Below are 15,139 nucleotides of genomic sequence, written 5' to 3'. Positions count from 1 at the left end.
AACTGTCTGATAACCGACACGCTGGCCGATTTTGCCGATTGTTGGGCTGTCGACTGAGGCCTATACTGAACCTATAAACCAACACGGTGTCTATTAGTCAAGTGTACATGAATCGGGTATCGAAAAGGAGAATCGCTATGGACATTCAACTGAACGACATCAGTAAATCGTTCGGTGACCAATTGGCCATCGACCACGTCGGCTTTACCATCAACTCAGGGGACATCTGTTGCCTGCTCGGCCCGTCCGGTTCGGGGAAGACGACGCTCATCCGGCTGATGATCGGCGCTTTAGCCGCAGATAAAGGTTCGGTTCGAATCGGGGAGACGGTCATGCCGAACATGCACATGCTCCACAACATCGGCTTCATGCCGCAAAACGACGGGCTGTACGATGACTTATCGGCCGAGGCGAACTTGGAGTTTTTTGGCTCGATTTATAAGCTCGGCAAGACGACATTGCAGCAACGCATCACGGAAGTGCTCACGCTCGTCGATTTGACGGCCGACCGCAAAAAACTCGTCCGAAATTTCTCGGGCGGGATGAAAAAACGGCTGTCGCTCGCGATCGCCATCCTGCATCAGCCGGACGTCTTGTTTTTAGACGAGCCGACGGTCGGGATTGACCCGATTTTACGCCGACAGATTTGGGATCAGTTTCAAGGGATTCGGGCGAATGGGACGACCATCATCGTCTCGACGCACGTCATGGATGAGGTGCTCGAGTGTGATCGGGCCGCGCTCATCTATAACGGACGCTTGATCGCTTACGACACTGTGCCGCATCTGTTAGACCAAACAGAGAACGGTCGCGTCGAGGAACTGTTCCTCATCGCTGGTCGTGAAGGAGGGACGGATCATGCGTAACTTGGCGAAGCGCGTCATCTTTCAGACGCTCAACGATAAACGGAGTGTCGCCTTGATTTTGATCGCACCGCTCCTCATTTTGACACTCGTTTACTTTCTCCTCGGTGACTCGGATTATGTGCCGGTCGTCGTGCTCGATGAGAATGCGCCAACGCAACTCGTCGAGGCGTTCGAAGCCGAGACGCTCGACGTCCGGTTGGACACGGTCGACGACCCGTTCGGATACTTGGAAGACAATAAGGACGTCGATGCAATCTTTGAAGCGACGCAGGAAGGGACGACCATCACACTCCGGGAACCGTCGACGAAATCTTCAAAAGCGGTACGGGAGATTCAAGCGGCGCTGTCGGCGTTGAATCCGGCGGCTGATATCGAGATGAACTATGTATACGGGGAAGAAGGCCAATCGACGTTCGACTCGTTCGGCTATGTGTTCTTGTCGCTGTTCTCGTTCTTCTTCGTGTTCATCCTGTCGGCGATGGCGCTCGTCAAAGAGCGGAGCGGCGGAACGCTCGAACGGCTCCTGATGACACCGATCAAACGCGGACAGGTCATTTTAGGGTATACGCTCGGCTACGGCGTGTTTGCGGTCATTCAGTCCGTCTTTATCGTTCTGTATACGATTTACGTGCTCGGTCTGACCTCGCTCGGTAATATCGGCTGGGTATTTCTCGTGATGATTTTAATGGCGGGGACGGCCGTCTTGTTCGGCGCGACGATCTCGGTGTTCGCTCGTTCAGAGCTTCAAGTCGTCCAAATGATCCCGTTCACGATCATCCCGCAAGTGTTTTTCTCAGGGTTAATCCCGCTCGACTTGATTCCGTATGGGCTCGGCAACTTGAGCTACATCATGCCGATCTTTTACGGGGCGACCGCGATCAAAGAAGTGATGGTGTACGGTAGCGGGTTCGCCGGCATTTGGGGCTACGTGCTCGGTTTGGTCGTTTACGCCGGTGTTCTCTACTTGCTCAACATGCGAGCGCTCGGGAAGTATCGGGGGCATTGAGTCATAAAGCGAGCACCCAATCTTGGAACTGTTGAAATGCTGGTATCTGTCCGGCCAAGCGAATCACGATGAACCAGGCCCCGGTGTAAAGAAAAGCCGAGATGGCGTTATAGAGCGCATACGTCCGAAACTTGAGCGATGTGAAACCGGCCACGTAATGGAGGGGATGGCGCAAGCCGGGAATGAAATAAGAGATGAGGACAATCCGTGACCCATATTTCTCATAGAGTGACTGCGCCCGATTCAAATAACGGGAATCACGCGTAGAAGACGGAATCACGTGATGCAGGCCGCGACCGACAAGATAAAACCAGCTGAACGCGAGCGTGAAGACGACCCACGTCGTGAAGAAGAGCGCCCAACCAGAAGGTGCGACAGTCAGATGGGTAATCATTAATACGTCGTCTGATAGTGGGGTAAACATGATGCCGACGGCGAGCATCACGTATTGCGTCAATAATTCCATATTCGTTCACTCCTTACCTTTGTCTAGTATCCCCCGACAAATGTAAGGAGTGTTTAGCGTCATCTTAAGAAATCTTAAGAAGTCCAACAGAAATCGTTGTCATCCCCGCGCTATACTCATTATCAATAGACAGGTTGACTGAACAGAATCAGAAAAAAGATGTTACGCTAGGTTTGACCGAGACGAGCATGTCTTGTGGCAACTGTGTAATGAGACAACACCCCAGACGATTGCATCGATTGACCATTTGTTTGACCGGACGTATCGGGTGGACGCATCACGTGGCGAGACACCAGGGGACGGGCTCGGGCTGTCGATCGCCCGTCAAATCATGATTTTACACGACGGCACGTTGACAGCGTATGCTTCAGGAGAAGGCCGGATTTGTTTTGAAGCATGTTTTTTCATCAAGTGAGACTAAAATAAGCATCCGAGCATTTGCTCGGATGCTTATTAGCGTTTAAGGAGTAAAGCGATGCCCGCAACGAGAAGCGCGAGCCCGCTATACATCCGTACTTGATGGCAAGTCACTATCTTTCACCCCTGTAAGTCATTATAGTTCGTTCATTTTTTGGCGACGCGAAGTTTTGTCTGTCCCATCTCTTTATAAATAAAGAGAATCTCGTTGCCGTAATTGCCTGAAGGTTGCATCGCCCACTTGCGATGAAGGGCAGGCCATGTCGTCGCCGATCCCCGTTTTACGTAATGAAAACGCGGGTCGACGCGCGTCGAATTTAAGTTATCTTTTGAGGCATAGGCTTTCAGGTGTTGAATCTGAGCCAGCACTCCTTGATGCGGGGAACGGAAGAAATGACCTTTGACACCTTTACCGGTCGTGCCGATCCCTGAATAGTTATGCTGCTTCGGAAGCACGTCTCCGCCGTAGCGAAAGTAGCCAGTTTCTTTCAAAGCTTGTGCAAACGCGACGTCTCCGCGGACGCCTTCTTTGGCACCTAGAATGATGAACAGTTTGGCGAGTTCTTCAACCGTCGTGCCATGAAGACGCACATTCTTAGGGTTTTTCGTTTTCACGTAATCTGCCATTTGTTGCGGTTTTAATGCCGACGTTCCCATAATAGCACGATTCTCTTTCTTTGTTGCGGCTTCAACTGATATTGTAAAGGTGAAGGACGAAGTTATAATCATGAGACAGGTGATACAGCAGACAAGTATGTTTTTCATCAAGAGGCCTCCGATTCGATTCAACAAACTATACAAATAATACCATATAATAATCAGATTGGTTGCTTCATTTTCAGGAAGAGGGAATAAAATCCAATTTACATGAACAAAGAATGGGCGAATCGGTTGTCGGCTTGTCACGTTCAAGTGAAACGGCCAAAACGAAACTAGGAGGATCATAATCTATGTTTAAAGCATATCAATTTCAAATAAAACTATTGGACAGCCCGACCCCCGTATGGCGCCGCTTTATCATCCCGGCCGAGACGAACTTCAAACGACTTCATGATGCCATTCAAATCGTGATGTGGTGGGACGACTCCCACTTGGCGAAGTTTGAAGATGATTTACGAAAGCCGACGTTCCGGTTCGTGTTAAACCCTGAGGAAGTGTATGAACACAAAAGTCGCCTCGCACATTTAAAGGAAAAGTCAAAACTGAGTGATTTTGAAAAGGGCCTATTAGAACGCTTCAAACAAGTGACGGTTCGGGATATGAAAAACGTGAAGCTTCCGAATGTTATCGAGTCTCATCAAACACTCTACTATACGTACGACTATGGCGAGGAGTGGCAACATCAACTAACGCTCGAACAAGTCGTTGACAACTACCCGTATCCATATCCAATGGTCACAGAGTGGGAAGGGGAGACGCCGTTTGAAGATGTCGGAGGAATGGCTGGGAATCAGATGATTCAAGACATCTTGAACGACCCGGCTCATCCGCAACACAAGGAGTATGTGGAAGCGTCAAAGGATGTAAAACCGTATCAAGTCAATAAAATCAATTTCCTGTTACAAGAGTATGTGACAGTGAAGCGAATGAAATAAGTAAAAGCGGCGAAAGTCGCTTTTTTTGTTTAACCTGATAAGAAAAATTAATCACTTAAAGTAAGATAATGTAATAATATTGAAGGTGATAACACCTAACATGTGGAAAATATTCAGGGCTATGAAAGGAGTGATTATGTGGAGTTTATTGCACATGTCCGTTCAGATGATCAGGTAATTCAATCTGTTCGTCAACATTTAGTAGATGCCAAAATACTGGCAGAAGACTGGGGACGACCACTTGGACTTAGCAATGTCTGCGGTCTTGCCGCTTTGCTTCACGACATGGGGAAATACAGTGATGCATTTCAACATTACATACGCCGAGCTGTGTCGGGTGAGAAAGTGAAACGGGGAGAAGTAGACCATGCTACTGCGGGTGGACGCTTATTATTCGATACGTTAAAAGGGAAATCTTCGAAGCAATTATTAGCTGAGATTGTAAGTAATGCAATCATCTCTCATCATGGAAATCTCCATGATTATGTCCAAGGTGAAGACTCACCTTTTCTTCAACGAGTAGAAGTGAAAACACTCGAAGAATATGAGGTTTGTAAACAGCGATTTTTTGACGAAGTCATTTCAGAAGTCGATTTTAATGATTACGTCGAAGTTGCCCATCGACAGTTATGGAGCTATTTGAAACGAATCGGTGCTACAGTACCGAATTCATCATTTCTCACCAAGTTAATCTTTAGTATTTTGATTGATGCAGATCGAACGAATACGAGACAGTTTGAGGAAAATAAAATTGATTCCGGTTTAATAGATTACCTCACTGTCTATAAAGGGCGCTTAGAACAACATATAACGCGATTGAGCACCTCATCAATTGTTTCCCCCATTAACGCGTTGCGACAGAAGATGTCCGAGCAAGCGATGCATCACGCTAAACAACCCAGTGGAATTTATACACTTTCGATTCCGACGGGAGGTGGGAAGACGTTAGCGAGTCTCCGTTACGCCCTTCACCACGCTATCCATTACCAAAAACGACGAATTATTTACGTTGTTCCTTTCACTACGATTATTGAGCAGAACGCCCAGGTCGCGCGAGCAGTTTTAAAAACGAACGAAATCGTTGAACACCATTCAAACGTCGTGCAGTTAGATGACGCTTCTGAAGATGAGATGAATTTACAGTCGAAATTGAATCTAGCAAAAGATAACTGGGACGCCCCGATTATCTTTACGACGATGGTTCAATATTTAAACACGTTTTACGCGAAAGGAAATCGGAACACGCGTCGTCTTCATCATTTAAGTGAAGCCATCGTGATTTTTGATGAAGTACAAAAAGTTCCGACCAAATGCGTATCGCTATTCAATGAATCGTTAAACTTCTTAAAAAACGGACTAAGTTCGAGCGTAATTTTATGTACGGCAACGCAACCCGCACTTGATTTTGTAAAACATCGGTTAACAAGTGACGGAGAAATGATTCAAGATTTGCCGGTTGTGGTTGAAGCGTTCAAACGAACAGAGATTGAAGTTCTATCTGACGGTTTTGATACGGATCGACTCGGCTTATTCGTGCAAGACAAGGCCAACACTAATCAAAGTGTTCTGATCATTTTAAATACAAAAACGGTCGTCCGTAAGTTATATGAATCATTGAAATCGTCGTTTTCTGAAGATGAAGTGTATCACTTGAGTACATCGATGTGCGCTGCTCATCGAAAGTGCATATTGGAAAAAATCAATAAGCGACTCGATACCGGGAAGCGGGTGATTTGTATTAGCACCCAGCTGATAGAAGCGGGAGTCGATGTTAGCTTTCAATGTGTCATTCGCTCGTTCGCAGGACTCGACTCAATTGCGCAGGCAGCGGGGCGTTGTAATCGACATGGTGAAGTAGAAAGACGAACAGTCTACTTGATTGATCACGTTGAAGAAAGCGTCTCTAAATTAACCGACATCGCAAAAGGACAAGAAATCGTGAAACGACTGGTTGTCGATTTAGAGCGAGATTCAACCGCTTACGGTGGAGAGTTATTATCCCCGCTTGCGATGCGGCGATACTTCCAAGAGTTTTATCAACTCAGAGAAGTGGATTTGGATTACCCGGTAAAAGGTTCGACTGAAACATTGGCCCCGATGTTGTTTGAAGGGACGAAAAATCGGCATCGCATTAGTGATACCCCGCTGTTACTAGTAGCACGACATCGAACGGTTGCTGACAACTTTCACGTCATTGAACAGTTGACTGATGATGTGCTGGTGCCCTATGGCGACAAAGGAAAAGAATTGATTGCACTGCTGAATGGTGACGTCAATTGGGAGGATGCCCGAAAGTGGTTAAAAGAGTCTCAACAATATACGATCAGCATTTATGATCAGGAAAGAAGGATGCTTGAACAAAGTGGGGGGATTGTTTCTTTGCTAGATGGTCGATTGCTCGTGCTGCAACCAACCGCATACGATGAACAATATGGATTAAATCTATCACAAGATTCTGAGATGCAAGGGTTAATCATGTGATGAGAGGAGAGAGTTATGCGAAATTCGATTGAGTTTAAAGTTTATGGGGATTACGCCCTCTTTACAGACCCATTGACGAAGTTAGGTGGCGAAAAAATGTCCTATCAAATCCCTACCTATCAAGCAATAAAAGGGATTGTCGAATCGATTTATTGGAAGCCGACCATTGTTATGGTCGTCGATGCGATTCGGATTATGAAGCCAATTAAGATGGAATCGAAGGGGATGCGTCCAATTGAGTATGGCGGGGGGAACTCTTTAGCTCACTACACATACTTGCGTGATGTGTGTTACCACGTACGAGCACATTTTGAGTTTAATTCACACCGCCCCGACCTAGCGTTTGATCGCAATGAAGGAAAACACTACGCCATTTTAAAACGCTCACTTGAAGCCGGGGGCCGTAGAGACATCTTCCTCGGGGCAAGAGAGTGTCAAGCTTACGTAGAACCCATCGAATTTGGTGAAGGAGAAGGTTTCTATGACGGGGTTGATCTTCACTTTGGGACAATGGTGCATGGATTTAATTATCCAGATGAGACAGGGGTCGATGAACTTGCCGTTCGCTTATGGCAACCAGTGATGAAAGGCGGGGTGATCAATTTCATAAGACCGGAAGACTGTTCACTCGTCCAACCAATAAAAAAAATGCAGGCAAAAACATTTACAGAAGATGATATTGAGTCAGCAGAGTTGTTGCACGAACAACTATAGGAGGTGAGGGCATGAGTGTTTGGCAACAGCTTTACGAGACATACAATCAACACCTTGATGAAGTAGGTAAACCAGAAAGTCGTTGGGAAGGTAAAACGTTCACATTACTCCCGGTTTCTCACACGACGCAAACAGCTCACATAACTGTCAACATAACACCAACTGGCGAGTTCCACTCGGCTGAAGTGATTGAGAAGGGGAACGGAAACACATTAATTCCAAGTACGGAAGATTCATCTAGTCGTGCAGGGAGTGTGATAGCCCCGTATCCGTTACATGACAAATTACCTTATGTAGCTGGAGATTATGAAGCATTTGGCGGTTTGTATAAAAAAGAAAATGCGCATCAAGCATACATTGATAACTTAAAAAAATGGTCTGAATCCTCTCATGGATTTGATCGGTTGACGAGCATCTATACGTACTTACAAAAAGGACGACTCATTGAAGATTTAGTAAACGAGAAAGTACTCTTTGCGGAAACAGATGGGACGTTGAAATGGACGTGGAAAGAGAAAGAGGAAAAGCCTTTGATTTACTCTGTTGTGACAGGAGGGCTTGAAGGAGCATTTATCCGCTTCCATGTTCATTCATCTGAACAGTTGAACCTAGAGCCATGGCGAGATTCTGAGTTTTATCAATCTTTTATCGCTTACTATGCTGAACAAGCAGGGAACTCTACATTATGTTTTGTGACGGGAGAACAAAAAGTTGGTTCTACCAAACATGCGAATAAAATTCGAAATGCTGGCGACAAAGCGAAACTCATCTCTGCAAATGACAGTAGCGGATTCACATTTCGTGGTCGTTTTGACAAAGCCTCTGAAGCAGCGACGATTAGTTATGAAGTATCGCAAAAAGCACACAATGCACTAAAATGGCTGATTCAAAGACAAGGAAAACTGATTGATCAACGTGTCTTTTTGGTTTGGGGGAGTGAAGTAACCGAAATGCCAAGTGCAGTTGATTCAACTTTCTCACTTGCTGCATTGTTTGACAATGTGGAAGAGAAAGAAGTATTCGATACGAACCAAGATGGTGCACGAGCATTTTCTGACGCGCTCATCGGCTATAAGAGAAAGTTGCCTCGACAAACAGTCAATATTTTAATACTGGATGCGGCAACGACAGGTCGTCTGGCGATTTTGTATTATCGTTCATTTGATCAGGAACAATACTTTAAGCGGCTGCTGACGTGGCATACGGAGTATCCGTGGGAGTATACGTACGTTGATCGTGAGAAAAAGCGACGAGTATTCATGGGCGCACCAGCGTTGAATGACATAGCGACGATGGCTTATGGACCACGTGCCAATGAAAAGCTAATTAAAGCGACGGTCGAACGGTTGCTTCCTTGTGTCATTGATGGTCGTGTCATACCGGACGATATTCGACGCAGTCTGATTCAGCGGGCATCGAATCCGGTTGGTATGGAGAACTGGGAATGGGAGAAAACGCTACAAATTGCCTGTGGAATGATTAACAAGAAAGAAGGGATGAACGTGGCATTAGACCGAGACTTAAAGAATCGCGATTACCTATTCGGCCGTTTGTTGGCATTGGCTGATTACTTAGAAAGAAAAGCATTAAAAAAACAAAATGAAAACCGAGCAACCAACGCAATACGCTATATGAATGCATTTTCGCAAAAGCCTGCTCGCACATGGATGACAATTCAAAGTGCACTTCAACCATACCAAGCCAAACTCGGATGGGAAGCGATTTATGTTACTAAGCTAATTGATGAAGTGGGCTCACAACTTGACCCGAGTGACTTCACGAATAAACCGTTATCGGGAATGTACCTGCTAGGTTTTTATAGTCAACGACATGATTTGTACCAAAAACGTGAAGAAGGCAACTTATCTAATGAGGAGAGTGTTGAAGCATGAACGTACTAGACCACAAAATTGATTTTACCGTTATCCTGTCTGTCTCAAAAGCAAACCCGAACGGAGACCCGCTCAACGGTAACCGGCCTCGTCAAAACTACGATGGGTACGGGGAGATATCAGATGTAGCCATTAAGCGGAAGATTCGGAACCGCCTTCAAGATATGGGGGAGTCGATTTTTGTACAATCGAATGACCGGCGTTCAGATAGTTACGAAAGTTTACGGGACCGCGCTGAGGGAAATGAAGAGCTGAAGAAATTAATGAAAGGAAAAGGGATGGGTGACCAGTTCGCTCAAGAAGCATGTGCGACTTGGATGGACGTTCGTTCGTTCGGACAGGTATTCGCGTTTAAAGGAGAGAAATCTGGAGTGTCTATTGGTGTGCGAGGACCCGTCTCCATACACACGGCAACAAGCGTCGCCCCAATCGATATTACGAGTATGCAGATTACAAAAAGTGTAAACTCTGAGAGTGGGAAAGAACGTGGCTCTGACACGATGGGAATGAAACATCGCGTTGATCACGGAGTGTATGTGTTGAATGGAAGTATCAATACTCAACTTGCTGAAAAGACGAATTTCACGAAAGAAGACGCAGAAAAATTAAAACAGGTACTGGTCACACTGTTTGAAAATGATGCTTCTTCTGCTCGTCCTGAAGGAAGCATGGAAGTGCATAGAGTATATTGGTGGGAACATAGTTCGAAATTAGGACAATATTCATCTGCGAAAGTGCATCGTTCTATTTCGGTAAAACCAACGACAGAAGAGCCAAAAGACTTTTCGGATTATGAAATTCATGTTGCTCCACTCGATGGCCTAGAGCCTGAAATTTTAGATGGATTATAAACGTGACGATTCCTATTTGTTGTTGTCAGGTATTCAACACTTTCAATTTTGTCCACGACAGTGGGCACTCATTCACATCGAACAACAATGGGAAGAAAACTCTCGAACTGTTGAAGGGCAGCATTTGCACAAAAAGGCGGATGATTCATCCGCACGTGAAAAGCGGAAAGATAAGTTAATTGTGCGAGGGATGGCAATTAAGTCAGAGACATTAAATATTAGCGGTCAGTGTGACGTGGTTGAATTCGTCGAAGATCCAGCTGGGGTTTCCTTATATGGAAACCCTGGTCTGTATCGTCCGATTCCCGTCGAGTATAAGCGCGGGAAACCGAAAGTAGGAAAAGAAGATGAGCTTCAGTTAGCTGCGCAAGCGATTTGTCTTGAAGAAATGTTTTTATGTCAAATTACTGAAGGTTATTTGTACTACAACGAAACGAAGCATCGTCATCGTGTCCTATTATCAGAAAGTCTGAAACATGAAGTTGAGAAGATCGTTAGAAAAATGAATGACTATTATGGGCGGCGTTACACTCCGAAGGTAAGAATCGGACCCCATTGTAAAAGTTGTTCGCTCCAAAATATTTGCTTGCCAGAATTGATGGTTCGAGAGAGTGTCAGTGAGTACATGGAGAGGAGACTTCGGGATTGAAAAAAATGTTGAATACATTATTCGTTAACCAATCGGATGCATATCTGGCACTTGATGGCGGGAATGTAGTGGTAAAGAAAGACGACGAAATTTTAGGCCGAGTGCCTCTACATAACCTTGAGGGAATCGTTACATTTGGATACACGGGCGCAAGTCCTGCACTGATGGGATACTGCGCTGGGAACGATGTGCCTCTGACATTTATGACAAAGAACGGTCGGTTTTTAGCACGTGTCATTGGCGAAAGCAAAGGCAATGTTGTGTTACGCAAAACGCAGTACCGACAATCTGACTGCGAACTTCAATCAGCGAAACTCGCCCGGAATTTTATTCTCGGAAAAGTATACAACCAAAAATGGATACTTGAAAGGATGACTCGTGACTATCCGATGCGAATTGACATTACGCGTTTTAAGGAAACCTCCGCATATTTCTCAAAAAAACTAATCGAAATTCGGGAATGTGAAGATTTGGAGAGATTGCGAGGACTTGAAGGGAAGGTAGCGGTTCATTACAACCAACTATTTGATGACATGATTCTTCAACAAAAAGATGATTTCATGTTTAAGGGACGTTCGAGAAGACCACCTCTTGATCGCGTGAATGCGATGTTGTCATTCGCCTATAGTTTATTAGCAAGGGATACTGGAGCGGCCCTCGAAGCAGTCGGACTCGATGCATATGTAGGATTTTTACATCGAGAACGTCCGGGACGGATTTCGTTGGCGCTTGATTTGATGGAAGAACTTCGCGGAATCTATGCAGATCGATTTGTACTTTCATTAATTAATATGAAGGTCATTCAAGCGAAGCATTTCATTCAAAAGGAAAACGGAGCTGTACTTATGACGGAAGAAGGACGCAAAGTGTTTCTCTCGTCTTGGCAGAAGAAAAAACAAGAGACGATTCAACACCCTTACTTAAAAGAAAAAATGATGTGGGGGCTCGTGCCTTATGCGCAAGCTTTATTGTTAGCTAGACACCTTAGAGGAGATTTAGAAGAGTATCCTACTTTCTTATATAAGTGAGGGGAATGTATGCTTGTATTAGTGACATACGACGTTAACACGATTTCACCTGGAGGCACGAAACGGCTCAGACAAGTCGCAAAAGTTTGTCAGCAATATGGTCAACGAGTCCAGAACAGTGTGTTTGAATGTATCGTTGATCAGACAGAATTTACAACTTTGAAATTACGATTGAAAGAAATTGTGGATGCGGATAAAGACAGTCTTCGATTTTATCGTTTAGGCAACCATCATGCCACTAAAGTGGAACATTACGGAACGAAAGAATCTTTAGATTTGGAAGGACCTCTCATTTTTTAAAGGGGAAGTTGTTTTTAGTGAGTGCGAACATGTAGCGCACAGAATTTTCTAGAAAGGTTCGCACTCGATTCTTCGGTAATAGTCATCTAACTTGATAGTAAATCTAGTCGTTGTCATACTTAAACGGATAATATTGTTTGTTAGATTTATTTTAGGTGTTTTTTTAGTCGAAATTGGCTATCGCACTCTTCGTGAGTGCGTGGATTGAAATATGAAGTAGTTGCCCAGACTGTCACGTGCGTTATATCGCACTCTTCGTGAGTGCGTGGATTGAAATACGGAGCATGGCGTAGATGTCGTTCCCGACCGCGTCATCGCACTCTTCGTGAGTGCGTGGATTGAAATAATATCATCTGGATTATAAGAGGCATAGTAACTAATCGCACTCTTCGTGAGTGCGTGGATTGAAATTCCGTACACCTTGTGAATCGCCGCTTGGAGCTCGGATCGCACTCTTCGTGAGTGCGTGGATTGAAATCTGTTGAACCACCAATCGAGGAACCACAGCCGTAATCGCACTCTTCGTGAGTGCGTGGATTGAAATCTCGAAGACGACTTAAACGAGTTCGGACTCGACCATCGCACTCTTCGTGAGTGCGTGGATTGAAATATTCGTGAAAGAAGTCATCTCCCGTTGCTCGTATAATCGCACTCTTCGTGAGTGCGTGGATTGAAATCATCGCACGTCAAGCGCTCGTTATCTGTTTCGGCATCGCACTCTTCGTGAGTGCGTGGATTGAAATCTCGGTGACTATCGCATGCAGGTGACGGAGGACATCGCACTCTTCGTGAGTGCGTGGATTGAAATTTCCTCGAACATGACGGCATCGATCAGACCGGCCTATCGCACTCTTCGTGAGTGCGTGGATTGAAATGCATTCGGTCGACCCGGTGTCGCCTCTTGAATCTATCGCACTCTTCGTGAGTGCGTGGATTGAAATACGTTCGAGCTCATCCGTTTGGAGGAGGGGCGTCATCGCACTCTTCGTGAGTGCGTGGATTGAAATACGCGCAGGGATGACGACTGTTGCCACGTACCAGGCGATCGCACTCTTCGTGAGTGCGTGGATTGAAATAATAGCGCGGCTCTCATGTTTCTCGATAAGCCGTTATCGCACTCTTCGTGAGTGCGTGGATTGAAATAAGGATGAGATATTCCAATATTCGTGGAACGAGAAATCGCACTCTTCGTGAGTGCGTGGATTGAAATCTTACACACACACGTTATCAAGGAGAGCGATTTCATCGCACTCTTCGTGAGTGCGTGGATTGAAATAACCGGTCGATGATGGCATCTTGTAGCAGTGTCGAATCGCACTCTTCGTGAGTGCGTGGATTGAAATATCACATCGGATGCCGATACGGAGACGGATGAGCATCGCACTCTTCGTGAGTGCGTGGATTGAAATCGGTGACCGCGTGCTGACGACCGACTCGCCGAAGATCGCACTCTTCGTGAGTGCGTGGATTGAAATCATCATGACTGCAAAGTCCTCGTAACTCATCTTATCGCACTCTTCGTGAGTGCGTGGATTGAAATGGGGACGTCTAGGGAAATAGACACGCGAGCGGTATCGCACTCTTCGTGAGTGCGTGGATTGAAATCGAAAATGGATCACGAGCGAAGTGTTGCCGGCCATATCGCACTCTTCGTGAGTGCGTGGATTGAAATACAACAATGGTCCTCTATAAGTTGGTGGACAAACAATCGCACTCTTCGTGAGTGCGTGGATTGAAATTAACAATTCCAATCGAGCGTCATATCCTTTAGCATCGCACTCTTCGTGAGTGCGTGGATTGAAATGACCGTGGAGCGGTTGTAGTCCTGCGACAGCCCGAATCGCACTCTTCGTGAGTGCGTGGATTGAAATTTCAATGAAAATGACCGCCCACCCGTTCTCTTCATCGCACTCTTCGTGAGTGCGTGGATTGAAATAACAGGTACTTGGACCACGTGAATCCGCTCATCATCGCACTCTTCGTGAGTGCGTGGATTGAAATGTATTTGAACCCACAGACCGTCCGCTTCTTGGAATATCGCACTCTTCGTGAGTGCGTGGATTGAAATGCAAAACGCGTCGCCAATGAGTTTGTACGCTTTAATCGCACTCTTCGTGAGTGCGTGGATTGAAATCGCTACTTCACACAAGGACGACATACGCCGATGGCATCGCACTCTTCGTGAGTGCGTGGATTGAAATATATGATCCGCCATCGATATAGTAGCCATCAAAATCGCACTCTTCGTGAGTGCGTGGATTGAAATGCCTGTCATGTAATCAATCTGACGCGGGTCGCCGATCGCACTCTTCGTGAGTGCGTGGATTGAAATACTATGAAATAGTCGAAAAAGTAGCAATCCGTATATCGCACTCTTCGTGAGTGCGTGGATTGAAATTCCCGCGCTTCCGCCTTCACTGCCTTGAGAACCAATCGCACTCTTCGTGAGTGCGTGGATTGAAATACGTCATCGATGAACGACGCCAGGCTGAGGCGAGATCGCACTCTTCGTGAGTGCGTGGATTGAAATACGCCGCTCAACAACTTGGTCACAGTCCTCGGCCATCGCACTCTTCGTGAGTGCGTGGATTGAAATAGTAACAACGAGGTACGCGCCATCGCTGGGAAAATCGCACTCTTCGTGAGTGCGTGGATTGAAATCGTCACTCGATCATATCGAACAAAATGAAACAATCATCGCACTCTTCGTGAGTGCGTGGATTGAAATGTAAGACACACGACCTTATCCAGTCCGAGAGTTAATCGCACTCTTCGTGAGTGCGTGGATTGAAATTAGTACCATCGCTGGCCGCTCCATTTATGTTGCCATCGCACTCTTCGTGAGTGCGTGGATTGAAATCGATTCAACCAGGG

The 15,139-nt window shown here is 45.8% G+C and carries 13 protein-coding genes and 1 CRISPR repeat array; of the genes, 11 read left to right on the top strand and 2 right to left on the bottom strand.

What is annotated here, in order from left to right; all coding sequences use genetic code 11:
* Window positions 1-137: 137 nt before the first annotated feature.
* Window positions 138-866, top strand: a complete 729-nt coding sequence (locus DPV68_RS09620) for an ABC transporter ATP-binding protein (protein ID WP_114166596.1) — start codon at window positions 138-140, stop codon at window positions 864-866.
* Entirely contained in the window at window positions 859-1,872 is a 1,014-nt protein-coding gene (locus tag DPV68_RS09615; protein ID WP_114166594.1) for an ABC transporter permease, read from the top strand. The genes DPV68_RS09620 and DPV68_RS09615 overlap by 8 nt, the downstream gene beginning before the upstream one ends.
* 1 nt (window position 1,873) lies before the next feature.
* Here DPV68_RS09615 and DPV68_RS09610 read toward each other — a convergent pair whose 3' ends face one another.
* Window positions 1,874-2,338: a DedA family protein gene (locus tag DPV68_RS09610; RefSeq protein WP_114166592.1), complete on the bottom strand. Its 465-nt coding sequence runs from the start codon at window positions 2,336-2,338 to the stop codon at window positions 1,874-1,876.
* A 193-nt stretch (window positions 2,339-2,531) separates the two neighbouring features.
* Here DPV68_RS09610 and DPV68_RS09605 point away from each other — a divergent pair, with 193 nt between their 5' ends.
* Window positions 2,532-2,753: an ATP-binding protein gene (locus tag DPV68_RS09605; protein WP_114166590.1), complete on the top strand. Its 222-nt coding sequence runs from the start codon at window positions 2,532-2,534 to the stop codon at window positions 2,751-2,753.
* 149 nt (window positions 2,754-2,902) lie between these two features.
* On the opposite strand, the gene DPV68_RS09600 is transcribed toward DPV68_RS09605, so the two are convergent.
* Window positions 2,903-3,412, bottom strand: a complete 510-nt coding sequence (locus DPV68_RS09600; RefSeq protein WP_232819588.1) for a glucosaminidase domain-containing protein — start codon at window positions 3,410-3,412, stop codon at window positions 2,903-2,905.
* Window positions 3,413-3,705: 293 nt separating this feature from the next.
* Here DPV68_RS09600 and DPV68_RS09595 point away from each other — a divergent pair, with 293 nt between their 5' ends.
* The 8 genes from DPV68_RS09595 (at window position 3,706) to cas2 (ending at window position 12,265) form a co-directional block, all read left to right on the top strand.
* Window positions 3,706-4,350, top strand: a complete 645-nt coding sequence (locus DPV68_RS09595; RefSeq protein WP_114166589.1) for a plasmid pRiA4b ORF-3 family protein — start codon at window positions 3,706-3,708, stop codon at window positions 4,348-4,350.
* Window positions 4,351-4,488: 138 nt separating this feature from the next.
* Entirely contained in the window at window positions 4,489-6,831 is a 2,343-nt protein-coding gene (cas3, locus tag DPV68_RS09590) for a CRISPR-associated helicase Cas3' (protein ID WP_114166588.1), read from the top strand.
* A gap of 15 nt (window positions 6,832-6,846) precedes the next feature.
* Window positions 6,847-7,545: a type I-C CRISPR-associated protein Cas5c gene (gene cas5c, locus DPV68_RS09585; RefSeq protein ID WP_114166586.1), complete on the top strand. Its 699-nt coding sequence runs from the start codon at window positions 6,847-6,849 to the stop codon at window positions 7,543-7,545.
* 11 nt (window positions 7,546-7,556) lie between these two features.
* A complete protein-coding gene (gene cas8c / locus DPV68_RS09580; RefSeq protein ID WP_114166585.1) occupies window positions 7,557-9,437 on the top strand; it encodes a type I-C CRISPR-associated protein Cas8c/Csd1 in 1,881 nt (626 codons plus the stop codon).
* On the top strand, window positions 9,434-10,288 hold the full coding sequence (cas7c, locus tag DPV68_RS09575) for a type I-C CRISPR-associated protein Cas7/Csd2 (protein WP_114166583.1): 855 nt from the start codon (window positions 9,434-9,436) through the stop codon (window positions 10,286-10,288). Before cas8c ends, cas7c begins: the two co-directional genes overlap by 4 nt.
* Window positions 10,278-10,937, top strand: a complete 660-nt coding sequence (gene cas4 / locus DPV68_RS09570; protein ID WP_114166582.1) for a CRISPR-associated protein Cas4 — start codon at window positions 10,278-10,280, stop codon at window positions 10,935-10,937. Before cas7c ends, cas4 begins: the two co-directional genes overlap by 11 nt.
* On the top strand, window positions 10,934-11,965 hold the full coding sequence (gene cas1c / locus DPV68_RS09565) for a type I-C CRISPR-associated endonuclease Cas1c (RefSeq protein WP_114166580.1): 1,032 nt from the start codon (window positions 10,934-10,936) through the stop codon (window positions 11,963-11,965). The genes cas4 and cas1c overlap by 4 nt, the downstream gene beginning before the upstream one ends.
* Before the next feature lie 9 nt (window positions 11,966-11,974).
* Window positions 11,975-12,265, top strand: coding sequence for a CRISPR-associated endonuclease Cas2 (gene cas2, locus DPV68_RS09560; RefSeq protein WP_034807860.1), 291 nt, complete (start codon window positions 11,975-11,977; stop codon window positions 12,263-12,265).
* 179 nt (window positions 12,266-12,444) lie between these two features.
* A CRISPR array of direct repeats spans window positions 12,445-15,125; the repeat unit is 32 nt; unit sequence ATCGCACTCTTCGTGAGTGCGTGGATTGAAAT.
* Window positions 15,126-15,139 lie beyond the last annotated feature (14 nt).

The sequence above is a fragment of the Exiguobacterium sp. TNDT2 genome, assembly GCF_003331145.1.
Classification (GTDB): domain Bacteria; phylum Bacillota; class Bacilli; order Exiguobacteriales; family Exiguobacteriaceae; genus Exiguobacterium.
Note: the sequence above shows the minus strand (reverse complement) of the source record. Positions and strands in the feature narration are given on the sequence as shown.